Here is a 22,661-nt window from a genome sequence, read left to right on the forward strand (position 1 = left end):
CTCCGGTCGCTTCGCTCCCTCCGCTCCTCAGTCCAGACCGGGAGGCCCCATGACCGACGTAGTTGTTATCGGCGGCGGACTGATCGGGCTGGCGACGGCGTGGCGGCTGGCTGTGGACGGGGTTCGAGTAGCGATCTGTGACCCCACACCAGGCGCCCAGACCTCGAACGTTGCCGCCGGCATGCTCGCGCCGGTCACTGAGGTCGAGTACGGCGAGGACGACCTGCTGGCGCTCAACCTCGCATCGGTGAACGCCTGGCCGACCTTCGCCGCGGAACTCGAAGAGCTCACCGGACAGCCCGCGGGCCTCCACCAGACCGGCACACTGTCCGTCGCGTACGACGTGGACGACGCAGCAGCGCTCCGCAGGCTCGCCGACTACCAGCGACGCCTTGGCCTCGAGGTGGAGGAGCTGTCCGGTCGTGACGCCCGTCGCCGCGAGCCCATGCTCGCCACGGGTGTCTCCGGTGGCGTCTGGGTCCCAGGTGACCATTCCGTCGACAACAGGCAGGCCGTAGCGACTCTGCTCCGCGCCGTCGAGCTCTCCGGCGTACAGCTCATCCGCCAGCGCGTCACCCGAGTCATCACATCCGGTACGACGGCACTCGGCGTACAGCTCGAGAACGGCGACACGGTGCACGCAGGTCACGTCATCGCGGCGACCGGACCGTGGTCGTCACAGTTGGACGGCGTACCCGAGGAGCTTCGTCCGCCGGTGCGTCCGGTGAAGGGTGAGGTACTGCGCTTGCGGGTCCCGGAGGCGTACCGCCCGGCGCTGCAGCACACTGTGCGCGCCACGGCCCGTGGCTTCTCCGTCTACCTCGTGCCGCGACCAGGTGGCGAGCTGGTGATCGGTGCGACCACCACCGAGCTCGGCTACGACACCCGGGTGCTGGCCGGTGGGGTGTTCGCCCTGCTCCGCGACGCGCGGACCGTGCTGCCGGTCATCGACGAGCTCGAATTCGTGGAGTCGATCGCGGGCCTCCGCCCGGCGACCCCGGACAACGCGCCGATACTCGGCCCGTCCGGTCTGGATCGGTTGCTGTGGGCAACCGGCCACTACCGCAACGGCGTACTGCTGACCCCGGTCACCGCGCAGATCCTGGCCGACACCGTGCGCACCGGAACGCTGCCGGATCTCGGGAAGCCCTTCCTCGCCAGCAGGTTCGGGCACTGACCCACCGTTGCCTCACTGTTGCCCCCGGCAACCGGAAAGATTGTGAACGACAACAATGTAGTTCAGCCTTGAATTGTAACCTTTGCGTTACAGGCGTAACACCAACCCCATGCGCCCCTGTTGTCCCATCCGTATCAGCACATACGGTCAGGTGACGTTCACACGGGGAGTTGGTTGCGATGCGCAACGTCGTACGGATTCTGAGCGGCCTGGCGGTACCGGTGCTGACCGCAGCGGTGATCACTGCCGGTGCGCCCGGTTTCGGCGCGTACAAGGTCAAGGAGGGCGACACCCTCAGCCACATCGCCGGGCGCTACGGCACGACGGTCTCGACGCTGGTCGCGCTGAACAAGCTGCCCGGCAACGGCAACGCGATCTACGCCGGCGAGGTGCTCAAGGTCCCCGGCAAGGGGTCGACCACTACCCCGACGAAGACGCGCTCAAAGCTGGGCCGGGTGACGTACGTCGTGAAGCCCGGCGACACCGTCTCCGGGATCGCGAAGCGCTTCAAGTGCTCCCAGGCCAACCTGCTCGCCGCGAACGGACTGAAGGCGGGCGCCCGCATCTACGCCGGCAAGCCGCTGCAGGTGCCAGTGAAGGTGCGGGTGAAGACCCGCCCGAAGGCCCGGACCGACAACACGTTCGCGGGCCGCACGTACGCCGACCACATCGTCGCCGCGGCCAACCGCAATCGGGCTACCTTGAAGAAGCGCAAGCTGCCGACCCGGACCCAGATGCGCTCACTGATCGTGAGCACTGCCAAACAGTACGGCGTCGACCCGGAGCTCGCGCTCGCCGTGAGCTGGCAGGAGTCCGGCTGGAAGCAGCGGGTCGTCTCCCCGGCGAACGCGATCGGCGCGATGCAGGTCATCCCGTCGACCGGCCGGTTCGCCTCCCGGCTCGTCGGCCGCGAACTGGACCTGCTGAAGCCCCGCGACAACGTCACCGCGGGTGTCGTCCTGCTGAGCCGCTTGACGGGCGCCGCCAAGCTCGACATCGCGGTGGCCGGCTACTACCAGGGGCTCGGCGGGGTGAAGAAGAACGGCATGTACGCCGACACGAAGCTCTACGTGAAGAACGTGCTCCGGATCCAGACCCAGCTCGAACGCGGGTGGGACCCCCTGCGGTGAGCCTGGCGCTGTCACGCTGAGCCGTTATCTACACTCTCTGAGCAGGACGGTTTGGGGAGAGGCGGCTCACCGCAAGTGACGGACGACGTGGACACGCAGGTCAGCGACCGCCTCGTCGGGCGAGTGCTCGACGGTCGGTACCGCGTGGGCGCGCGCGTCGCGAAGGGCGGAATGGCCACCGTCTACGAGGCGCTGGACATGCGGCTGGACCGGACCGTCGCCCTCAAGGTGATGCACGACGGGCTCGGTGACGACGCCCAGTTCACCCGCCGGTTCGTGGCCGAGGCCCGCGCCGCCGCCCGCCTCTCGCACCCGAACGTCGTAGCTGTCTTCGACCAGGGCGACGACGACGGCACCCTGTTCCTGGCGATGGAGTACGTGCGCGGCCGCACGCTGCGCGACGTCGTCCGGGAGGAGGCGCCGCTCTCCCCCGCCCGCGCGCTGGACCTGCTGGCCCCGATCCTGTCCGCGCTGTCGGCCGCCCACGACGCCGGCATCGTGCACCGCGACATCAAGCCCGAGAACGTCCTGATCTCCGACAAGGGCACAGTCAAGGTCGCCGACTTCGGTCTGGCCCGTGCAGTGAGCGCCAGCGGCAACACCGCCACCCAGGGGCTCCTGATGGGCACGGTGTCGTACCTGGCGCCGGAGCTGGTCACAGACGGCAGTGCGGACGCCCGCTCGGACGTGTACTCGGCCGGCATCCTCCTGTACGAGATGCTCACCGGCAACAAGCCGCACTCCGGTGACACCCCCATCCAGGTCGCCTACGCCCACGTGCATGCCGACGTACCCCCACCGTCGCTGGAGCAGCCGAGCATCCCGCCGTACGTCGATGCGCTCGTGCAGCGTGCGACCGCGCGGGACCGGGACCTGCGGCCGACCGACGCGCGGGTGTTCAGCCGTCAGGTGCACCGGGTGCGCAGTGCGCTCGACGAAGGGCTGCCGGACGATCCCGAGCTGACCGGGGACCTGACGGTGCCGATTCAGCAGATCCGGCAGGACAGCGGGTACGACGACGGTTACACGCGCGAAGCGCCCCCGGACAGCCAGCCGATCCGTCACGACACGATCGTCGTACCGGTGGAGCACGGACGGCCGACGGGCGCTCCCGCCAAGTCGCCACCCCCTGCAGCGGCACCGCCACGGCGCAGGTCGCGGGGACCGATCGCGCTGATCCTGATCCTGGTGGCCGCGATCGGCCTCGGTACGTCGGCCTGGTACTACGGCATCCACCGGTACACCACCACGCCCGACCTGGTGAGCCTGGAGCCCGCCGCCGCGAACGTGAAGGCAGCCGAGTCGGGCCTGCACACGAGCCTGGACAACCAGGACTACTCGGAGGACGTGCCGAGCGGTCGCATCATCCGGACCGACCCGAAGGCAGGTGACCGGATCCGGAAGAACGGTGACATCGGTCTCACTGTTTCCAAGGGACCGGAGCGGTACCGCGTGCCGCAGCTCGTCGGTCTGCAACTGGACGCCGCGCAGCAGGCGTTGTCGCCGATCAAGCTGATCACCGGGCAGATCAACGAGCAGTACAACGAGACCGTGCCGCAGGGCAAGGTGATCGCGATCAGCCCGAAGTTCAACACGGTCGTGAAGCCGGGGACCGCGGTGAACTTCGCAGTCAGCAAGGGCAAACGGCCGATCGCGGTGCCGGACCTGACCGGCAAGTCGTACCGGGTGGCCAACAAGACGTTGCGCAACCTCGGGTTCGTCGTCGGGCGCAGCACGCAGTACGACGAGAAGGTCGCCGAAGGCAACGTGATCAGCCAGAGCCCGAACAACGGCACGCTGTTCGCCAAGGACAAGGTCTCGCTGGTCGTCTCACTCGGACCGCCGCTGGTCGAGGTCCCGGACGTGAAGCGGAAGACCACTGCCGACGCGCAGAAGATCCTCACCGACGCCGGCTTCAAGGTGACCGTGCAGAAGGCGCCGTTCAACCTCGGCCTGAACATCGTCGCCGCCCAGAGCCCCGCGGGCGGCCGGAAGGTCAAACCCGGCAGCACGATCGTGATCACGGTCCTGTAGCCACCTGTTCTTTTGCCTTGCACGCAAGGCGTCTGATCTGATGTCCGGCGTGAACCACCCGCGTCTTGCCGTGCTGGCCCTGCTGTCGGTTGCGGCCGCCTGGGGGTCGACGTTCTTCCTGACCAAGGACCTGCTCACCAGGATGGACGTCGCCGACTACTTGGCGTTGCGGTTCCTGATCGCGTCGGTCGCGCTGATCCTGGTCCATCCGCCGGCCATCGCGCGGCTGAGCCGGCTGGACCGCGGCCGCGCCGTTGCCCTCGGCATCACGTACGGCATCGCGCAGCTCCTCCAGACCGAAGGCCTGCGGCACACCTCCGCGAGCGTTTCCGGCTTCGTCACCGGCATGTACGTCGTCTTCACGCCGCTGCTCGGCGCCGTGATTCTGCGGCACAAGATCGGTCGCTGGGCCTGGGTCGCCGTGATCCTCGCCACGACCGGTCTCGGCGTACTGTCGCTGCGCGGTCTCACCCTCGGGCACGGCGAACTGCTGACGCTCGCGTCCGCCGGTCTCTATGCGTTGCACATCATCGGCCTCGGCGCCTGGTCCACCTCGAGGAACGCGTTCGGTCTGTCGTCGCTGCAGATGATCGTGATCACGTGCGTCTGCGCGATCGGCGCCCTGCCTGGCGGGTTCTCGGTGCCTTCGACGGGCGGCGACTGGGTGGCAGTGGTCTACATGGCGCTGGTCGCCGGAGCGCTGGCGCTGATCGTCCAGACCTGGGCGCAGGCACACCTGACTCCCACCCGCGCGGCGATTGCGATGACAATGGAGCCAGTGTTCGCCTCGGGGTTCGCGGTGCTGTTCGGCTCCGACAGCCTCACCTGGCGGATGCTGGTCGGCGGCGCACTGGTCGTCTCGGCCATGTATCTAGTCGAGCTGGCACCACGGCGTAAGTTCGAGGCGGAAGTGCAGCACCTGGCCCAGTAGGGGGTTTGTATGCGGGAGGGGAACCGGCGGCGGGACCGGTGGTTCCCGTACGTCGTGATTGCCCTCCTGCTCGCGATACTGGCCGCCGGGACCGCCACCAACCTGGTGCGCAACCCGCAGCCCCGCCTGGTCGCCGAAGGCCTCCCTGGTGACACTGCGCCCGTACGCAGCAGTTCGTCGCTCCGGAGCGACAAGTACGACGACCTGGTCCGACATGCGCTGGCAGACCTCGACGGGCTCACCCTCCCGAACGGTGCGACTCTGGCTGGCTGGGACGGTCCGTGGCGGTACGTCTGGCCGCGGGACGCGTCGTTCGTCGCCGTCGCCCGCTGCGCGATCGGCCAGTACGACGAGGCGCTCGACGTACTGTCGTTCCTGGACCGCGTTCGGCCGTCGACCGGTCGCTGGCAGGCGCGCTACACCGACGCCGGGCGTCATGTCGACGACGGTCGCGAGCCGCAGCTGGATGCCTCCGGGTGGGTGCTCTGGGCCACCTGGTTCTGCCGATCGGGCGAGCGGTACTGGGACCTGGTCGAGGAGTCGGCCGACCAGATCCTCAGCGAACTTGGACCTGATGGGCTGCCTGCGCCTTCGTCCGACTACTGGGAGCGCTCCGAGAAGGAGCTGACGGTAGGAACGGTCGCCCCGTTGCTGACGGGCCTCCGGTCGGCAGTGCGGATCGCCACCGAGCAGAACCGTCCGGCCGAGGCGACCAGGTGGCGGGAAGGCTTGGACAAGTTGTCGGCGGCAACCGACCGGGTCTTCGGGCCGGACTACCCGCGGACACCGGCACGAGCGACGAGCTTCGTCGAGCCAGGTGTCGAACCGATCAGCGTCGGCGGCGATGCCGACGCGTTCGTTGCCGTACTCGGGCCGCCGTTCGCACCGGCTCGGCCCGTCGTATCCACGGCGATCGACCGCGCGCACGACGTACTCACGCAGCCCAACGGTGGCGTGACACCGGGAGAGGCGTGGCGTGCGGACGGAGTGTCGTGGACGCCTCAGACCGCGTTGTTCGCGTTGAGCGCCGCGGCGCGCGGCGATCGCTCCGGCGCCGAGGCACTGCTCTCCTGGCTCGACCAGCACCGGACCAGCACCGGAGCGCTGCCCGAGAAGGTCAACCGGGACCTGGAGCCGGCCGGCGAAGCCCCACTCGCGTGGACCGCCGCACTGGTGGTTCTCGCCGACACAGCTCTCCAGAACCCACTGCCAGTCCCCTAGCCCTTTGGCTAACAGATCTCCATCACGTCGTGCGTCGGCGCGTCCGGTCCCGCCGTACTCGTCTTGCCCGAGTAGAAGAACGCCGTGGACGAGATGTCGTCCTGCAGCGGCAGGTACCGTCCGCCGGAGCGCCAGCCGAGCGCCTGTACGTCAACGCGCAACCGCTCCTTGAAGCGGATCGGGTCTGGCAGGTGGAAGCGGTACATGCCGAAGCGTTGCTGGCTCCGGTACTGCCCGTCCGGCCGGATCACCTGCGGCATACCGAGGTACGGCGTACTGAACTCGGTGTAGCCGCCCAGGTGGGGTACGTCGAAGTTCCACGCGCCACCGAAGTAGTCCTCGGTACCTGTGCCGCAGATGGTCGGGAACTCGTCGTCACCGTCCAGGTAGAACTTCACCTCGCCCTCACCCCACCAGCCGGTGCTGTTGACGCCCCAAGCCAGGTAGGTGCCGACGTAGTGCCCCGGCCCCTCTACACCGTCCAGCAACGTGTGCACCGTCTTGGAAGGCAGCGGGTTACTCCGACGCCACTGCGCGTGCAGGTACGCCGACTTGTCCGGCACGGCGCCCAGCCAGTAGTCCACCTGGAAGTACACGACCACTGCCTCGTCGTGCGTGTTCTCCAGCGTCAGCTGCGCCTGGGACTGGAACGGCATCTCCCAGTAGCAGTTGAAGCCGCCGTTCGGGTTCACCGCGACGGGCAGCGAGCTCACCTGCGCGAACTTGCCCCAGCCTGAGCAGAAGAAGTCACCGACCGGCGTCTCGATCGCGGGCGCGGCGTCGCCGTCCCAGAACCCCCGCAGTACCAGCCGGCGCCAGTGGTCGACGTGCGTGGTCAGCCAGATGTGCGTGATGCACCCGGACCCGGCGATGTCCGCCAGCGTCACGGTCTCCCCCGGCCCGATCTCGATCGACGGCGAGACCTTCCAGCCCTGACCGAGGTCCCGGGCCGCGTGCGCGCCGGTCCCCTCGGTCCGCCGCCCACCCTGACCGGGTTCGCCGGTGGGGTTCTCCGCACTGATGGAGCGCGACTCGACGTCGGCGAGCGCACTGATGCCGGTGAGGTTCCCAAGAGTCATACCCGCGACCTTAGGCCGCACCAGGGCCGCTGAGAAATCGATTGCCCATCACCTGGACTCAGCAGGCGCGGACCTTTGCGTCCAGACCGTGCGTGAAGGAGAGGCAGGCCCAGGGGCGGCCCTGGTCGCGGTTGGCGCGGATGATGAGGGGGTAGGCGTCGGCGCCGTGCACCTGCGGGTTCTTCTCGGTCGGGAACGAGCCGACCGCTCCCCCGCGCGCCTCGGCCGCGGCCCGCACGTCGGCGACCGACACCGTGCTCCGGGCGTTCTTCTGGGCCGCGTTCTTGGCGTCGGTCGCGACCTGCAGCGCGAAGTCGACCTCCGGCGGCTTCGACCAGGTCGTCTGCGACACCGGGATGATCAGCCCGAACATCCCCAGCCCGACACCCGTCACGATCTGCCGGAGCCTCCGGGTCTGGTCGGCGAGCAGGAGCGCGGCGCAGCACACCGCTAGCAGGGCGGTGAGGCCGCGCAGGATCCAGTGCCGGTCGAGACGGCTGTCGACCGCGAGCCCGGCCGCGACGGCGACCACCAGACAGAGCCCGGCCGCACTCAGCGCCCGGGCCCGTGGAGACAGAGATTGCATGCCGCAGACGATAGACGGTGGGCCGTTCGGCGCACGGTAGCGGCCGTTGGGCGCGGGACGCGCCGGTCAGGTTCGTGCGACTCGAACGGTACTGGCAGATTTGCAGGAGTCCCACCGCCCCCGAGGGATTGGATCCGATGACGTGACCGAGAACCCTGGTTCCTGGAGCATTTCGCGGCGGCGCGCGCTGCAACTCGGCGGAGGTGCCGCCGCCGTCGGCGCCGTACAACACCCGGCCCTCCCCGCCGAGGCAGGCACCGAACGGCAGGCCGTGCTCACCGAAGGCACGAACTTGATGGCGTCGGTGTCGCCGGACGGCAAGTGGCTGGCGTTCGATCTGGTGACGGCGATCTGGGTGACGCCGGCCGCGGGCGGTACGTCGCGCCGCCTGACCGACGACCTGCAGGATGCGACCCGCCCGCGCTGGTCACCGGACGGGCGGTCGATCGTGTTCCAGTCGTACCGCGACGGGAACTTCCACCTCTGGTCGATCCGGCCCGACGGCAGCGGCCTGCGGCAGTTGACCAGCGGGCGGTACGACCACCGCGAGCCGCACTTCACGCCCGACGGCCGATCGCTCGTCTTCTCGTCCGACCGCGGCGGCGCCGGCGGCTACGGCATCCACCGGTTGGACCTTGCGAGCGGCGCGATCGTCGCGCTCACTGACGAGACCAGCGAGGAGGCCGAGCCGACCGTCTCCGCCGACGGCCGGAAGCTCGCCTTCACCGTCGACACCAGTTCGATCGTCGAGCTCGACCTCACATCTGGCGCACGTACGACGGTGGTCGCGGCGCAGACCGGGATCAGCCTGTTCGGGCCGTCGTACTCGCCGGACGGGAAGCTCGCCTACGTTCGGCTGACCGGTCCGACCTGCGATCTCGTCGTCGACGGTCAGCAGGTCACGGCCGGGAAGGACGTCTTCGCGGTCCCGCCGTCCTGGGCGTCGACGGACCTCTTCTACACCGCCGACGGCACGGTCCACCGGTATCGCGTCGGCGGCGAGCACAGCGTCGTGCCGTTTGCAGCAACTGTCCCCGTGACGTCGCGGCGGCCGCGGCCGAAGGCTCCTGATCTCGAGTCGACCGGCCGGCGGCCCGTGCGTGGCATCGCGAGCCCGACGGCGTCGCCGGACGGCAAGTGGCTCGCGTTCCGGGCGTTGAACGCGCTCTGGCTGGCATCGACCGACGGCAGGACGCCACCGCGCAAGGTGGTTGCCGACGGCTACTTCAACTCGGACCCGGACTTCTCGCCGGACGGCAAGAAGTTGCTCTACGCAAGCGATCGCGACGGTACGGCGGACTTGTGGCTACACGATCTGGCGACGGGCACGGACACCAAGCTGTCGGGTCTCCCGGGCGCCCAGACCGCGCCGCGTTTCGCGCCCGACGGGCAGCGGATCGCGTACCAGGACCAGGACGGTATCGCCTGGGTTCTCGACCTCGCGTCGGGCCAGGTTCGCCAGCTTACGCCCACATTGTTCCAGCCTGGGCGGGTCAGCTGGTCGCGCGACGGCAAGACGCTCGTCCTGGCCGCGGTGAAGCCGTTCTCCAAACGCTTCCGCGAAGGCACAAGCCAGCTGCTGTACGTCGATGTCGCGTCGGCCGCACTCGAGTACGTCGAGCCGATGCCGTTCCGCTCACTCGCCACCCGCGGCGACGACGGCCCCGTGTTCTCACCCGACGGCAAGCAGCTCGCCTTCGTAGTGGAGAGCCTGCTGTACGTCGTACCGGTCGATGCGCGCGGTCGCTTCACCGGGGAGCCGCGCGCAATCACCGACGAGGTGACGGATTCCCCCGTGTGGCTGGACAACGACACGTTGCTCTACCTCAACAACGGACGGTTGCGCAGGACAACGGGTGGGACGATCAAGCTCGATCTGCAGTACCGGCGGGCGACCGTCAACCAGCACGTCACGATCCACGCCGGTGCGTTGTGGGACGGACGTGCGACCACGCTGCGCCGGGACGTCGACGTGGTCGTCGACGGTGCGCGCATCGCCGCCGTACGCCCGCACAGCGGTCGTGCCGACATCGACGCATCGGCCTTGACCGTGATGCCCGGGTTGATCGATGCGCACAACCACTGGCATCTGCGCGGACGGGCGTGGGGTGCGCGTCAGGGGAACCTGTGGCTCGCGTACGGGATCACGTCGACCCGATCGCCGGGTGACCCCGTCTACCAGATGCAGGAGACCCGGGAGGCGCTCGTCAGCGGGTCCTTGCGCGGACCGCGGTACTTCGCGACCGGTGAGGCGATCGACGGATCGCGCGTGTACTACAACTTCATGCGGCCCACGTTGTCGCTGCAGCAGCTCGGTCTGGAGCTCGATCGGGTCGAGGGGCTCGCGTACGACCTGGTGAAGACGTATGTGCGGTTGCCGATCGAGTACCAGCGGCGGGCGATCGCCTACGTGCATCAGCTCGGGCTGCAGTTGTCGTCGCATTACCTCTATCCCGCGGAGCATCTCGGGATGGACGGCATGGAGCACACCGGCGCGACGAACCGGCTCGGGTACTCGCACACGGTCAGCCGGCTGGGACGCGCGTACGCCGACGTGGTGACACTGTTCACGCGGGCCGGCCTGTCCGTGACGCCGACGCTCTTCAACTCGACGATGGCGCACGTCGACGATCCGTCCCTGCTCACAGACCGCCGTACGACGACTCTCTACCCGTCCTGGGAGTACAACGCGCTGATCGCGGAGGTGAACACCGCGAAGGGCCCGGCCGGCGTCACCACGCGCGAACTGCTGCGCGGCAACGTCGACATGATCCTCCGCATCCACCGCGGCGGCGGGCTGGTCATCTCCGGCACCGACACTCCCCTCGACAACATGGCCGTGTCGCTGCACGCGAACCTCCGCTCGATGGTCGCGGGCGGCTTCACGCCGTACGAGGCCCTCACGACGGCGACGCGCAACCCGGCGAAATGGCTCAACCTGGACGACAAACTCGGCGTCGTGAAGCCCGGCGCCCAAGCCGACCTGTCGTTCGTCAGCGGGGACCCACTCGCGGACATCCGCGCGGCGGCCGCCGCACAACAGGTGATGATTGCCGGCAGCCACTACACAGTCGACGACCTACTGGCGCCGTACGCGTCCACGAACAACCTGCAGCCGACCGTCCACACCGCCAACGCCCCACAACCCCTGACCCGCGCCCAAGCCCACGTGCACAACACCGACTACTGGTGGCACGAACCCGAATGGCTCCACCGAGCCTGCTGCGAAAGCTAGCCCGAACTCAGAACGTCGTCGTGAGGTCCTGGGTCTGACCGGTCGCCGACGCGCGGTACGCGGACTCGATGATGTCGATGACGTGGCGCGCGTGTTCGGCGGTGACGATCGAGGGCTTGCCGTCGCGGACCCAGTCGACGAGCTGCATCACGTCCTCGTACACGTGCTGCTCCTCGATCTCCCGGTGTACGCCGGTCACGTGCGGAAGCAGCGCCTGGTTCCCCGGCCCGCGGGGCGACTGCTCGGACGGGTCGCGGTTGGGGAAGTCGAACGGTTCGCCGTTGAGCAGCAGTCCGTCGATCGTTCCCGCCGTACCGTAATAGGCGCCGCCGAACCCGCCCCGCATCCCGCCCGCGGCGGTCCCGGTCGCGACACAGAACAGGTTGTCGCCGAAGTCGATCAGGATGACGGTGTTGTCGTCGGCCTCGGTCCGTACGTCGCCGCGGACCGGCACCCGTACGCCGGACATCGCCGTGACCCGGCGCGCCGGCCCGAGGACCCCGGTCACCGAATGCAGTGCGTAGACCGTCATGTCGTACAGCGGTCCGCCGCCGGGCTTGCGGAAGTACCACGACGGATCGATGTTCGTCAGTACGTCGTTCCCGCCGCGCACGGACTCGTTCTCGTGGTAGGTACCGAACGCCGCACCGCAGCTCACCCACGACAACGTCCCGATCGCGCCCTCGGCGATCAGCTCCCTAGTCCGCACCTGATGCGGCCGCAGCATCTCCCCCGGCGACGCGACGATGCGCAGATCGTTCGCCGCCGCGAGCTCGATCACCTCGGTCGCTTCGGCGACGGTCAGCGTCATCGTCTTGTTGAAGTGCACGTGCTTCCCGGCCTGCAACGCGAGCTTGCCCTGCTCGTAGTGCAGCCCGATCGGGGAAGCGATCGTCACCGCATCGACGTCGCCGCGGGCCAGCAACTCGTCGTACTCGACGAACGCCCGCTCGACCCCGAATCGCTCGGCCGCCGCCTGCGCCCGTCCCTCGACGGGATCACACACCGCTGCCAACGACACCCGGCCGGCGAGATCCGGCTGCCCCAGATGTGGAAGCAGCCCCCGGACCGAAATGCTCCCCGCGCCGACAACACCGATCCGCACAGAATCCGCCATACCGGCAATCCTATGGTGCGACTGTGCGCGTGGCCCGTTTCGTGCTTCACAAGCCGAGCTGGTTGTTGAGCAGCTTGACGATCGGCCAGGCGCCGTCGGACCAGTTCGAGATGACGGTGTAGGTGATCGATGACGAGGGCTGGTGCAGGCTCGCGAACGACACGCCCGCGTCGTACCCCTCCAGGAAGACTCCGTCGCCCGTCGCGCGGAGGTGGAACCCGAGGCCGTAGCGCCTGGACTCCTCCGGCCAGTCACTGCGCGGTCGCACCATCTCCGCGACCCGTTCCGGCGAGACGATCCGGCCGGCGAAGAGTGCGTCCCAGAACGCGCTGAAGTCGGCGGCGGTCGAGTAGATGCCGCCGTCGCCGGTGCCGAGCACGGGGAGATGGAACACGTTCGTTCGCACGCCGTCGGCGGCGAGATAGCCCAGGGCGGCGCGTCCGGGGAGTTCGTCGGAGCGCAGGAACGCGGTGTCGACCATGCCCGCCGGCTCGCAGACCAGCGTGCGAACCAGTTGCTGGAAGTTGATCCCGCTCGCGCGTTCGGCCAGCAGGGCGAGGACGACGTACCCGCCGTTGTTGTATGCGAACCGCTCACCGGCCGGGGACACGGTCGCGTGCCCATCGAGCACCGGCAGGTACTGCTCAGTCGTCGCAAGCTCATGCACCGGCACCGGCATCACGTAGTCGATGATGTCGCCGTCTTCAGGGAAGTAGTCGCCGATCCCGGACCGGTGGGCCAGCAGGTGCTCGATCGTCACGTCATCGGCAATCAGCGGCAAGTCATCGTCCAGCAGCGAACGAGCCGTCGTACCAAGCTGCAACGTCCCCCGCTCGACGAGACTCATCACGGCCAGCGCCGTCAGCCCCTTCGTCCCACTCGCAATCGCAAACTGCGTCTCCACCGCATTGCGAACCCCATGCCGCCGATCGGCGTACCCATAGGCCGCACAGAACTCAGTAACCCCAGCCCGATCAACCCGAACGACACCGGAGAACCCGGTGCGCTCCACCTCCCCCTCATCCCACACGCGGCCGAAGCTACCAGCCAGCCGCTGCCGCGCCCAGCCTCTGCCAGTTGCCGCGGTTCAGCGGCGACCTCCCCTACTGATCACCCCCGCCAGGGACTGGGAACAAGCAATCGCCTGTTCCCAGTCCCCGCCGCATGTGCCGACCACGCCCGCCAAAGCCGCGCCCGCGTCGAGCGCATCTAGGCCCGTGAACAGCCCGCCCCGGCCCACCGCGATGTCCGTGCACCTCGGACGGATTGCGCTTCGGCCTAGCTGTTGCGCCGGGCGACCATTCGGGTGAGGCCGAGGGTTCGGCCGGCGTCGGCGTGGAGCATCTGGGCTTCCCCGCGCCCCGGCGTACCGCTGTCGTGGTCGCAAGCCTCGTTCCACTGCAGCCAGTCCCGCCACCCGTCGGGCAGGCGGTCGGCGACCTCGACGGTGACCAGCCCGGTCTTCTCCCAATGCCGCCGCCACCAGGCCGGGCTGTGCCAAGCGCAGAAGTCCCACTGCCAGTAGGGCTCGAGGTGTGGCGGCGGAAGCGCGTCGTACCCCTCGGCAAGACCCGGCTGGATGATGCCGAGCTGACCACCGGGCTTCACGAAGCGTGAGTAGTAGCCGAGGTAAAGGTCGTCGGTGCCGAAGTAGTGGTAGGCGCCAATGCTGACAACCGCATCAAAGAACCCCTCAGCGAACGGCAGCGCATGAGCCTCGGCGTGGATCGGATGCACCCGACCTTCTAGTTGTACGTCGGCCACGCGGCGCAAGTTCTCGTCGGGCCGGACCCACAGGTCGGCCGCCCACACCTCAACCCCGAACTCCTTCGCCAGAAAGACCGAACTCAACGCGGTCCCACAACCCATGTCGAGCACTCGCATGCCGGGTTGGAGCGCCATGAGTCCGGTGAGAGCCTCCGCTTGCCACACCGGATTCGGCCCCATCGCCCCGTCGACCATCCACCGGCCCGAGTACGCGGCGGACCGCGGGTAGCGCTCATTCCTCAGCAGTACGTCGAGCTCAGCATCATCCACGCGACCGGAGTCTCCGGGACCGCGCAGCCCCAGGCAAAGGGTTATCGGGTTGCCGTCGACGGATGTGTGGTCGGCTGGGTTGAGTTGGGAGCCATGTGGCGGCCGGTCGTCTGTGCACGGGACTGGATATCCCCTCGTCTTGTGGGTTCTCCGTTGGTATGCGAGGGGAGAACCCACAACACGAGGGGATATCCGTCTCTTGTGGTGGAGCGTGGCCCGGATCCAGACGTCTGCGCCGGTGCGGGGTGACAGGTAGTAGACGTATACGTCCCGTCGAAGTTGCAGTTGTCGGCGAACTGCGGCCACCCGCGAGCGCGGTCAGCGGGTCGCCGGTCGCCGGTCGCCGGTCGCCGGGGGAAGCGACACCTTCCGGGTAGTGCGGACAGGGAATATCAGGTGCGATCCCACCAGAACATGTCCCCGGCCCCGCAGTTCACCCCCACATCAGATGTTGACGCTCAGGGGGTGATGGTGATGTCCAGGGGTGCCTGCAGTATGGTGCCGGTCTCGGTTTGCAGTACGGCGACCAGCGTCCACCGGCCCGGTGGAACGGCGTACCCCAGGTCGGGGACCATCGAGGCTGTTCCGATCAGGACGGGGACCGTGCGGGTCTCGTGAGGTGCGATCTCGAATCCCACTCGGCGTGCGTTGTGCGGCCCGGTGAACCGGCCGACCACGGCACCGGAGCTGTCGATCACCGCGGACGACAGCTGACCATTGGTGATCAGAACCTCGGCGCGGTCGGTCCGATTCGTCACCAGCACGTCCCGGATCGCATGCCAGCCGGTTCGGACCGACAACGGGGTGAGTGCTTCGACACCGACGCCCGCGTCTTCAGCGGGTTCACCGCGCAGCTGGACACTGTGCGGATTCACCAACAGCTCTCTGGTCGGAAACCTGATCGCCCCGACCTGCAGATCCACCAGGTCGCCGTACTTCGAGTGCAACTCTGCCGCGATGTCCGTCGCCCAGGCAGCCAGGACGATGTGAAACCGCGCCTCGGACCGGCGCACGGTCTCAGGGTTCGGCCGTACGACGAGCGCACCCGGCGACTCCGCCTGCAACCGCTGCAAATCCACCCGCAGGCTCTCCCAACCACCCACAACCCGAAGATAACCCCACACCCGAAAGACGCCGCTACGCCCATCGGTCGCGAAACATCGAGCAACTGACGCCATCGAGTACCTGCTCGCCACAGCAAGCCCGCTCCAACGCGCATGGATCACAGGCACACTCACCGCCAACGGCATCAACGTCGAGAAGCTGACCCGCTAGCCCTTGCCGGTACGTCGTCATCGCCATCCTGGCCGTGCTGCTCGACAGCGCTCGCGGCGGCCGATGCCGCTGCCGTGGGGATGGCGTTGTCGACGAGGACGGTTGCGATGGCGGCGGCGGTGGTGAACGCGTCGGCGTTGAGGACTCGGCTGCGGGCCGAGGCGCCGTCCAGGAGCAGCGCCAGTTGCTCGCCGAGTTGTTCGGGGTCGGTGGCGCCGGCCTCGCGGGCGGCATCGGTGAGCCGGGCGGCAAAGCCTTTTTTGTAGTCGCGGGCGAGTACGCGCGCCGGGTGGCCCGGGTCGGGGATTTCGACGGCCGCCGCGATGAAGGGACACAGGGGCGAGTGCACGTCGAACACGGCGAGGAGTCGTTCGCGAGGTGTGAGGTCGGTGCGGTCGAACACTTCGGGCAGGATGTCGGGATCGAATCGGCGGAGGCCTTCGGCGATCAGCTCGTCCTTGCCGGTGAAGTGCTGGTACAGCGTGCGCTTGGACACCTCAGCCACCGCGCAGAGCTGGTCCATGCCGGTGCCGTTGATGCCTTGATCGCGGAACAGTTGTTGTGACGCGCTGATGATGCGCTCTCGTGCGCCCCTGCCACGACGCAGGCCTCGCGGGCCCTTCTCCAACTCGGTCACCCGCCCAGCGTAGCCCACTTGGGTACCGATCGGTGTGCATAGCTTGCACCCCTCGCAAAACTCCGATACGTTACGTACGCAGATCGGTGTACATAACATCGGCACAGCAGAGGAATGGAGTCGTCGTGGGAAAGCTCGATGGCAAGGTTGCGGTGATCACCGGCGGATCCACCGGCATGGCTCTGGCCGGCGCCAGGCTGTTTGTCGACGAAGGAGCTCACGTCTTCATCCAGGCCCGGCGGCAGGAAGCACTGGACGACGCCGTCAAGCTGATCGGCCGCAACGTCACCGCCGTGCAGGGCGACGCCGCCGAACTGGACGATCTGGACCGCTTGTACGACACCGTCAAGCGGGAAAAGGGCTCGATCGACGTGCTGTGGGCCAGCGCCGGGATGGGCGAACCGGCCGTCCTCGGCGAGATCACCGAGGAACAGTTCCACCGCGCCTTCTGGCTCAACGCGCGCGGCACGCTGTTCACCGTGCAGAAGGCATTGCCGCTGATCAACGACAACGGCTCGATCTTGATGACCGGATCCAACGCCTCGCTCGGCGCCTTCCCCGGCTGGAGCCTGTACGCCGGAAGCAAAGCCGTCCAGCAGGCCTGGGCCCGCGTCTGGCTCAACGAACTACGCGACCGCAAGATCCGGGTCAACGTCCTGACCCCCGGCCAGGTCGCCACCGCCAAACAGGAAGAACTGTTCGACGAGGCTACCAAGGCCGCCTTCGAGTCCCTGATCCCCCGCGGACAGATGGGCCGCCCCGAAGAAATCGCCACCGTCGCCCTGTTCCTCGCCTCCGACGACTCCAGCTACGTCAACGGCCTGGAACTCGTCACCGACGGCGGCACCACCGCCATCTGAACGACACACCACGAATACCGCGGGCACACCCCGCGTCCCGAATCCGCCGGCGGAAAGAGCGCACATCATGGGCAGCATCACCATCATCGGCACGGGAAACATGGCCCGTACCATCGGCACGCTGGCGGTGGCGGGCGGCAACACCGTCGAGGTCATGGGCCGCGATCAGTCCAAGACCGAGGACCTGGCCAACGCTCTCGGCGGTGGCGCGACGGCGGGAAAATGGGGCGCCGCCCCGGCCGGGGAGATCGTCATCACGGCCCTGTTGTACGACGCTGTCGTTCCAGTCGTCGTCGAGTACGGAGACGCCCTCGCGGGCAAGGTCATCGTCGACATCAGCAACCCCTTCAATGCCACGTTCGACGGGCTGGCCCACAGCCAGGAGACCTCGATTGCGCAGGAAGTCGCCAAGGTGGCCCCGGCCGGCGCCGGCGTCGTGAAGGCGTTCAACACCATCTTCCGTAATGTCCTGGAGAAGGGCCGGCCCGACGTCTTCATCGCCGGTGACAGCACGCAGTCGAAGGCGAGCGTGAAGGCATTCATCGAGACCATCGGCCTGCGCCCGCTGGACGTCGGCAGCCTGAAAATGGCCCACTGGCTGGAAGGAGCGGGCGTGCTCACGGTCGGACTCGCCGGCAACGGGATCGGCCACTGGGACTTCGCTCTCGGCGTCAACGAATTCACCGACTGAGCAGCCCGATCGCGTTCGTAGGCAGCAGGCTCTGTACGGATCCAGTGGTGTCAGCTGGCACTTTCAATCCGTTCGAAGATGTCCGCGTCGGTTTCCCGCTGCCAGGCCGGCAGGTCGTCCCAATCGGCTACGTAGCTGGGCTTCGGGTCGGGGATGTGACGGCGACGGCGGCACCCAGGAGGGCAGCTGGTACGTACCCGAACAGACCAGCCAGCGCGAAGAAGTCTTCTACTACTACTACCAGGACATGATCAGGGCTGGCCGCAAGACTCTGAGGTCACCATCGAGCAGGTCCGTCAGGCCGTACGGGAATTCGTGACAGGCGTCTCGTGTCCACAGAGGTGGCCTCAATCAGCGTCCATCTCACTCTGGTGGGCCTGTAAGGTCTTTCCATGGACCTGCTGTTCGGCTGGCGCGGCCGGGTTCGTCGGTGGCCGAAACTCGATGCCGATCGACTGCCTTGGGGTACAGGCGATCTCCCCGAGATCAAGGTCATGTCGACCGAGGTCCTCAAACAGCTCATGGAGAAGGCTGCGCACACGCCAGGGGTGAGCGCCACCGGTCGTCCGGCATGGCTCGAGGAGCATTCCGTCGACCTCGGCTACCACTACGTTGTCGTGTTTGGACCGGAAGGTCACGGATTCTACCGATGCGTCGTATTTTCTGTCGTGAGGGATCGTCCAGCAGGGGCGTACACGCTCGACATCAGCAGGCCGGACTTCCATGGACTTCCCAACGTCGCGCCGACCCAACTGATCGAGCTCGCTCATCATTACCTGAGCAACGTTCCTATGGTGCCGTTGGATCCGGCGCAGGAGCGATCTTGGCAGCAGGTCTCGGACCAACCAAGCGAATCGCTGCCGCCAGCTGCAGAGTGACGGCAGTGTTCACACCGTCGAACGCCGAGTTGCTGCCGCTTCGGTTGCGGGCATTCGTCCAGCTGCCGGTCTGGATGTGTGAAGGGCTGGGAGCGTAGTAGTCGCCCGCGGTGCGGGTTTGCTTGGTCGCGGGTGTTGGCTTGGGTAGTCGCCTGCGAGCGGTAGCGAGCAGAAAGGCGGGCGGCAGCCCTCACGTCACAGCCCCATTGGTCACAACCAGGTTCCCACCACGTACTGCCCCATCACACAACCAGCTCCCCATCACAATCCCCGCACCCCGCCACGTCCCACGTCGTACTAGAAGGGGAGTTTGGGTTGGGGTGGGGCGTGGGTGGGGTCTACGCCGTCGAAGAGGCTGCTGACTGATTCGCCGTCGTGGATTCGTTTGATGGCTTCGGCGAAGAGGCCGGCTACTGAGGTGACCTGGAGGTCGGGGAAGCCGGCGGGGCGGGGGACGGTGTCGGTGCTGATGACTTCGGAGATGGAGGGGTGCGAGCGGAGGCGCTCGACGGCTGGGCCGGCGAACAGGCCGTGGGTGCAGGCGACGGCGGCCGACGTACAGCCGCGGTCCTTGAGGCGGTCGAGGAGTTCGATGATGGAGCCGCCGGTGGCGATCTCGTCGTCGAGGACGATCGCGCGTTTGCCGGCGACGTCGCCGACGATGGTGTCGATGACCACGCGGTCGTCGGCGAGCCGCTGCTTGCTGCCGGCCGCGACCGGGAGGCCTAGCAGCCGGGCGAACTGGGTCGCGGTCTTCGCGTTGCCGAGGTCAGGGCTGACCACGACGGTGTCGGACAGGTCGCGGCCGCGGAAGTGGTCGGCGAGGATGCCGATCGCGGTCAGGTGGTCGACCGGGACCGAGAAGAAGCCGTGGACCTGGGGCGCGTGCAGCGCCATCGTCAGCACCCGGTTGGCTCCGGCCGTGGTCAGCATGTCGGCGACGAGCCGGCCGCCGATCGAGATCCGGGAGGCGTCCTTCTTGTCGGACCGTGCGTACGCGTAGTGCGGGATGACCGCGGTGATCTGCTGGGCCGACGCGCCGCGGGCGGCGTCGATCATCAGCAGCAGCTCCATCAGGTGATCCTGCGTGGGCGGCACCAACGGTTGCACGATGTACACGTCTCGTTGCCGGCAGTTCGCCTGCAGTTGGACCTGTAGGCAGTCGTTGCTGAAACGATGGATCTCCACCGGAGAAAGCGGTACGCCGAGATCCTTGCAGATCTGCTCCGCCAACTCGATGTGGGCACTTCCGCTGAACACGACGATCTCTCGCACGGCTCTCCCCGAACGCTGCGACCCCGACAGCTGAACCCTAGCTGATCAGCCGCGCGAGGATTTCCGCGGCCCGACGGCAGTCGGCCGCCGACGCGTCGAGATGCGTGACGACCCGCAGCTGGGTCGCCCCGACACCACCGACCAGTACGCCGGCGTCGCGAGCGCCGGCCACCACGTCGGGCACCGTGTGACCGGTGCCGGCGAGGTCCGCGACGACGATGTTCGTCTCGACCTGGTCGGGCTTCACCGAACCAGGCGCCGCGTCCGCGAGCAACGAAGCAATCGCCCGGGCGTTCGCGTGGTCCTCGGCCAGTCGCTCGACGTTGTGCTCAACGGCGTACAGACCGGCCGCGGCCAGTACGCCGGCTTGCCGCCAGCCGGCTCCGAGGCGCTTCCGCCAGACTCGCGCCTCACGGATCAGCTCGGTCGACCCGACCAGCACCGAGCCGACGGGTGCGCCGAGCCCCTTGGACAGGCAGACGCTCGCCGCGGCCGCCCGTGACGCGAACGAAGACATACTCCGCCCGGTGGCGACCGCAGCGTTCCACAGCCGGGCGCCGTCGAGGTGCAGCGGCAGCCCGCGCGCCGAGAGTTCGTCGGCGAGTACGTCGTACGAATGCTGGATCGACCCGCCGCCGAAGTTGTGCGTGTTCTCGACCGAGACGGCCGACGTGACGACGAAGTACGGGCCGAGGTCGGGCGCGATCAGCGCGCGGATCTGCTCGAGGTCGATCTGCCCGGACGGCGCGCTCCACGTCCGCGTCGTGACGCCGCTCGCCGCCGCGTGGGCGCCGAGCTCGGCGCGGACGATGTGGGCGCTCGCTTCGCACAGCACCTCGCCGCCGCGCGGGACCAGCGCCCGTACGCCGAGCACGTTCGCGAGCGAACCCGTGACGGTGAAGAGGCCTGCCTCGTGCCCGAGCAGGCCGGCGACCCGCTCCTCCAGGGCGTTGACCGTCGGGTCCTCGCCGTACACGTCGTCGCCGAGCGGGGCCGACGTCATCGCGGCCAGCATGTCGGCGGACGGACGGGTGACGGTGTCCGAGCGAAGGTCGATCATGCCTTCGCGCCTCGCAGCCGCTCGGCGACCAGGAACGCGAGCTCGAGCGACTGGTGCCGGTTCAGCCGCGGGTCGCAGGCCGTCTCGTACCGGTTCACGAGGTCCTCCGCGACCAGTTCCTCACCGCCGCCGAGGCACTCGGTGACGTCGTCGCCGGTGAGCTCCATGTGGACGCCGCCCGGCCAGGTCCCGACCTGCTCGTGGGCGTCGAAGAAACCCTGCACCTCGTCCATCACGTCGTCGAAGTTGCGGGTCTTGTACCCGTTCGGCGTCTCGTACGTGTTGCCGTGCATCGGGTCGCTGACCCACGCGATCGGCGAGCCGTGATCGCGGACCGCCTCCAGCAACGGCGGCAACGCCGAACGGATCTTGCCCGCGCCCATCCGGGTGATGAACGTGAGCCGGCCCTCGATGCCCTTCGGGTTCAGCTTGTCGATCAGGGCCCGGATGTACTCCGGCGTCGTGGTCGGGCCGATCTTCACGCCGAGCGGGTTCGACAGCGAGGCGAGGAACTCGACGTGCGCGCCGTCCAGCTGCCGGGTCCGCTCCCCCACCCAGAGCAGGTGGCCGGACACGTCGTACGGCTGCTCGGTCCGCGAGTCGATCCGGGTCAGCGCGTGTTCGTACTCGAGGATGAGCGCCTCGTGCGACGCGTAGAAGTCGACGGTCCGGAACTCGTCCGAGGTCGCGCCGCAGGCCCGCATGAACGCGAGCGCGCGCTCGATCTCGGACGCCAGCTGCTCGTAGCGAACCCCGACCGGCGACGATTTCACGAAGTCCGTGTTCCAGGCGTGCACCTGGTGCAGGTCGGCGTACCCACCCGTCGTGAACGCACGCGTCAGGTTCAGCGTCGCAGCCGCCGCGTTGTAGACGCCGCGCAGGCGCTGCGGGTCCGGGATCCGCGACTCGGGGGTGAAGTCGAAACCGTTCACGGCGTCTCCGCGGTACGACGGCAGCGTCACGCCCTCGCGGGTCTCCTCGCCGGACGAGCGCGGCTTGGCGTACTGCCCCGCGATCCGGCCGATCTTCACGACCGGCACGCTGGCGGCGTACTGCAGTACGACGGACATCTGCAGGAGCACCCGCAGCTTGGCCCGGATGTTCTCCGCGGTCACGCCCGCGAACGTCTCCGCGCAGTCGCCGCCCTGGAGGATGAACGCCTCACCGCGGGCGACCGCACCGATCTTCGTGGTCAGGTCGTCGCACTCACCGGCGAACACCAGCGGCGGCAGCCTCCGGAGCTCACCGATCACCTGCTCCAGCACACCCTGATCCGGCCACTCCGGCTGCTGCAGCGGCTTCAGCGCCCGCAGTTCGTCCAGCGTAGGAACCCCGGGAACCTGCCCCGCCGTCAACGTCGCAAATTGCATGCCCTCAGCCTAGTTGACCCCCTCGCACCCCACCCCACACGTCTCACCACCTCCCCCACCACCACCTC

The 22,661-nt window shown here is 68.1% G+C and carries 19 protein-coding genes and 1 pseudogene; 10 read left to right on the forward strand and 10 right to left on the reverse strand.

Annotated elements, in window-relative coordinates; all coding sequences use genetic code 11:
• Positions 1 to 49 precede the first annotated feature (49 nt).
• The 5 genes from thiO (at position 50) to ACWF0M_RS18925 (ending at position 6,493) form a co-directional block, all read left to right on the forward strand.
• The gene (gene thiO / locus ACWF0M_RS18905) at positions 50 to 1,177 is read left to right on the forward strand and encodes a glycine oxidase ThiO (RefSeq protein WP_452236968.1); all 1,128 of its coding nucleotides are present in this window, start codon (positions 50 to 52) and stop codon (positions 1,175 to 1,177) included.
• A 179-nt stretch (positions 1,178 to 1,356) separates the two neighbouring features.
• Positions 1,357 to 2,307, forward strand: coding sequence for a LysM peptidoglycan-binding domain-containing protein (locus ACWF0M_RS18910; protein WP_452236969.1), 951 nt, complete (start codon positions 1,357 to 1,359; stop codon positions 2,305 to 2,307).
• Positions 2,308 to 2,382: 75 nt separating this feature from the next.
• Positions 2,383 to 4,341, forward strand: a complete 1,959-nt coding sequence (gene pknB, locus ACWF0M_RS18915; protein WP_452236970.1) for a Stk1 family PASTA domain-containing Ser/Thr kinase — start codon at positions 2,383 to 2,385, stop codon at positions 4,339 to 4,341.
• Between the two features lie 40 nt (positions 4,342 to 4,381).
• Entirely contained in the window at positions 4,382 to 5,272 is an 891-nt protein-coding gene (locus ACWF0M_RS18920; protein ID WP_452236971.1) for a DMT family transporter, read from the forward strand.
• A gap of 9 nt (positions 5,273 to 5,281) precedes the next feature.
• Positions 5,282 to 6,493, forward strand: a complete 1,212-nt coding sequence (locus ACWF0M_RS18925) for a glucoamylase (RefSeq protein ID WP_452236972.1) — start codon at positions 5,282 to 5,284, stop codon at positions 6,491 to 6,493.
• Between the two features lie 8 nt (positions 6,494 to 6,501).
• Here the strand turns inward: ACWF0M_RS18925 and ACWF0M_RS18930 are convergent, their stop codons facing one another.
• Positions 6,502 to 7,572, reverse strand: coding sequence for a glycoside hydrolase family 172 protein (locus ACWF0M_RS18930; protein ID WP_452236973.1), 1,071 nt, complete (start codon positions 7,570 to 7,572; stop codon positions 6,502 to 6,504).
• 58 nt (positions 7,573 to 7,630) lie between these two features.
• On the reverse strand, positions 7,631 to 8,158 hold the full coding sequence (locus ACWF0M_RS18935; RefSeq protein ID WP_452236974.1) for a hypothetical protein: 528 nt from the start codon (positions 8,156 to 8,158) through the stop codon (positions 7,631 to 7,633).
• Positions 8,159 to 8,300: 142 nt separating this feature from the next.
• On the opposite strand from ACWF0M_RS18935, the gene ACWF0M_RS18940 reads away from it, so the two are divergent.
• Positions 8,301 to 11,393: a DPP IV N-terminal domain-containing protein gene (locus ACWF0M_RS18940; protein WP_452236975.1), complete on the forward strand. Its 3,093-nt coding sequence runs from the start codon at positions 8,301 to 8,303 to the stop codon at positions 11,391 to 11,393.
• A gap of 7 nt (positions 11,394 to 11,400) precedes the next feature.
• Here ACWF0M_RS18940 and ACWF0M_RS18945 read toward each other — a convergent pair whose 3' ends face one another.
• The 5 genes from ACWF0M_RS18945 to ACWF0M_RS18965 all read right to left on the reverse strand — a co-directional run bounded on the left by ACWF0M_RS18945 (position 11,401) and on the right by ACWF0M_RS18965 (position 16,459).
• On the reverse strand, positions 11,401 to 12,510 hold the full coding sequence (locus tag ACWF0M_RS18945) for a Gfo/Idh/MocA family protein (RefSeq protein ID WP_452236976.1): 1,110 nt from the start codon (positions 12,508 to 12,510) through the stop codon (positions 11,401 to 11,403).
• Positions 12,511 to 12,556: 46 nt separating this feature from the next.
• Positions 12,557 to 13,540, reverse strand: a complete 984-nt coding sequence (locus ACWF0M_RS18950; RefSeq protein WP_452236977.1) for a serine hydrolase domain-containing protein — start codon at positions 13,538 to 13,540, stop codon at positions 12,557 to 12,559.
• A 248-nt stretch (positions 13,541 to 13,788) separates the two neighbouring features.
• Positions 13,789 to 14,547, reverse strand: a complete 759-nt coding sequence (locus tag ACWF0M_RS18955) for an SAM-dependent methyltransferase (protein WP_452236978.1) — start codon at positions 14,545 to 14,547, stop codon at positions 13,789 to 13,791.
• A gap of 458 nt (positions 14,548 to 15,005) precedes the next feature.
• Positions 15,006 to 15,650 carry a hypothetical protein gene (locus ACWF0M_RS18960; RefSeq protein WP_452236979.1) on the reverse strand — a complete coding sequence of 215 codons (645 nt, stop codon included), beginning with the start codon at positions 15,648 to 15,650 and terminating at the stop codon, positions 15,006 to 15,008.
• 146 nt (positions 15,651 to 15,796) lie between these two features.
• A complete protein-coding gene (locus ACWF0M_RS18965; RefSeq protein WP_452236980.1) occupies positions 15,797 to 16,459 on the reverse strand; it encodes a TetR/AcrR family transcriptional regulator in 663 nt (220 codons plus the stop codon).
• A gap of 125 nt (positions 16,460 to 16,584) precedes the next feature.
• On the opposite strand from ACWF0M_RS18965, the gene ACWF0M_RS18970 reads away from it, so the two are divergent.
• From ACWF0M_RS18970 to ACWF0M_RS18985, 4 genes and pseudogenes are all read left to right on the forward strand, one after another.
• A complete protein-coding gene (locus ACWF0M_RS18970; protein ID WP_452236981.1) occupies positions 16,585 to 17,319 on the forward strand; it encodes an SDR family NAD(P)-dependent oxidoreductase in 735 nt (244 codons plus the stop codon).
• Between the two features lie 67 nt (positions 17,320 to 17,386).
• On the forward strand, positions 17,387 to 18,010 hold the full coding sequence (locus tag ACWF0M_RS18975) for an NADPH-dependent F420 reductase (RefSeq protein ID WP_452236982.1): 624 nt from the start codon (positions 17,387 to 17,389) through the stop codon (positions 18,008 to 18,010).
• Between the two features lie 186 nt (positions 18,011 to 18,196).
• Positions 18,197 to 18,322: pseudogene (locus tag ACWF0M_RS18980) on the forward strand (Imm1 family immunity protein); the annotation flags it as partial.
• An 80-nt stretch (positions 18,323 to 18,402) separates the two neighbouring features.
• Complete coding sequence (locus tag ACWF0M_RS18985) at positions 18,403 to 18,888, forward strand: hypothetical protein (protein ID WP_452236983.1); 486 nt, start codon at positions 18,403 to 18,405, stop codon at positions 18,886 to 18,888.
• Between the two features lie 297 nt (positions 18,889 to 19,185).
• Here ACWF0M_RS18985 and ACWF0M_RS18990 read toward each other — a convergent pair whose 3' ends face one another.
• The 3 genes from ACWF0M_RS18990 to ACWF0M_RS19000 are packed head-to-tail and all read right to left on the reverse strand — an operon-like array spanning position 19,186 to position 22,593.
• Positions 19,186 to 20,163, reverse strand: a complete 978-nt coding sequence (locus ACWF0M_RS18990; RefSeq protein WP_452236984.1) for a ribose-phosphate diphosphokinase — start codon at positions 20,161 to 20,163, stop codon at positions 19,186 to 19,188.
• Positions 20,164 to 20,200: 37 nt separating this feature from the next.
• A complete protein-coding gene (locus ACWF0M_RS18995) occupies positions 20,201 to 21,223 on the reverse strand; it encodes a threonine aldolase family protein (protein WP_452236985.1) in 1,023 nt (340 codons plus the stop codon).
• Positions 21,220 to 22,593 (reverse strand): class II 3-deoxy-7-phosphoheptulonate synthase, encoded by a 1,374-nt coding sequence (locus ACWF0M_RS19000; RefSeq protein ID WP_452236986.1) that lies wholly within the window; start codon positions 22,591 to 22,593, stop codon positions 21,220 to 21,222. Before ACWF0M_RS19000 ends, ACWF0M_RS18995 begins: the two co-directional genes overlap by 4 nt.
• Positions 22,594 to 22,661: the final 68 nt, after the last annotated feature.

This window comes from Kribbella sp. NPDC055110, from assembly GCF_053607525.1.

What these genes read in the sequence shown, in the direction of transcription:
- thiO (WP_452236968.1), top strand. Translation starts at nt 50, where the DNA reads ATGACCGACGTAGTTGTTATCGGCGGCGGACTGATCGGGCTGGCGACG.
- ACWF0M_RS18910 (WP_452236969.1), top strand. Translation starts at nt 1,357, where the DNA reads ATGCGCAACGTCGTACGGATTCTGAGCGGCCTGGCGGTACCGGTGCTG.
- ACWF0M_RS18920 (WP_452236971.1), top strand. Translation starts at nt 4,382, where the DNA reads ATGTCCGGCGTGAACCACCCGCGTCTTGCCGTGCTGGCCCTGCTGTCG.
- ACWF0M_RS18925 (WP_452236972.1), top strand. Translation starts at nt 5,282, where the DNA reads ATGCGGGAGGGGAACCGGCGGCGGGACCGGTGGTTCCCGTACGTCGTG.
- ACWF0M_RS18930 (WP_452236973.1), bottom strand. Translation starts at nt 7,572, where the DNA reads ATGACTCTTGGGAACCTCACCGGCATCAGTGCGCTCGCCGACGTCGAG.
- ACWF0M_RS18935 (WP_452236974.1), bottom strand. Translation starts at nt 8,158, where the DNA reads ATGCAATCTCTGTCTCCACGGGCCCGGGCGCTGAGTGCGGCCGGGCTC.
- ACWF0M_RS18945 (WP_452236976.1), bottom strand. Translation starts at nt 12,510, where the DNA reads ATGGCGGATTCTGTGCGGATCGGTGTTGTCGGCGCGGGGAGCATTTCG.
- ACWF0M_RS18975 (WP_452236982.1), top strand. Translation starts at nt 17,387, where the DNA reads ATGGGCAGCATCACCATCATCGGCACGGGAAACATGGCCCGTACCATC.
- ACWF0M_RS18985 (WP_452236983.1), top strand. Translation starts at nt 18,403, where the DNA reads ATGGACCTGCTGTTCGGCTGGCGCGGCCGGGTTCGTCGGTGGCCGAAA.
- ACWF0M_RS18995 (WP_452236985.1), bottom strand. Translation starts at nt 21,223, where the DNA reads ATGATCGACCTTCGCTCGGACACCGTCACCCGTCCGTCCGCCGACATG.
- ACWF0M_RS19000 (WP_452236986.1), bottom strand. Translation starts at nt 22,593, where the DNA reads ATGCAATTTGCGACGTTGACGGCGGGGCAGGTTCCCGGGGTTCCTACG.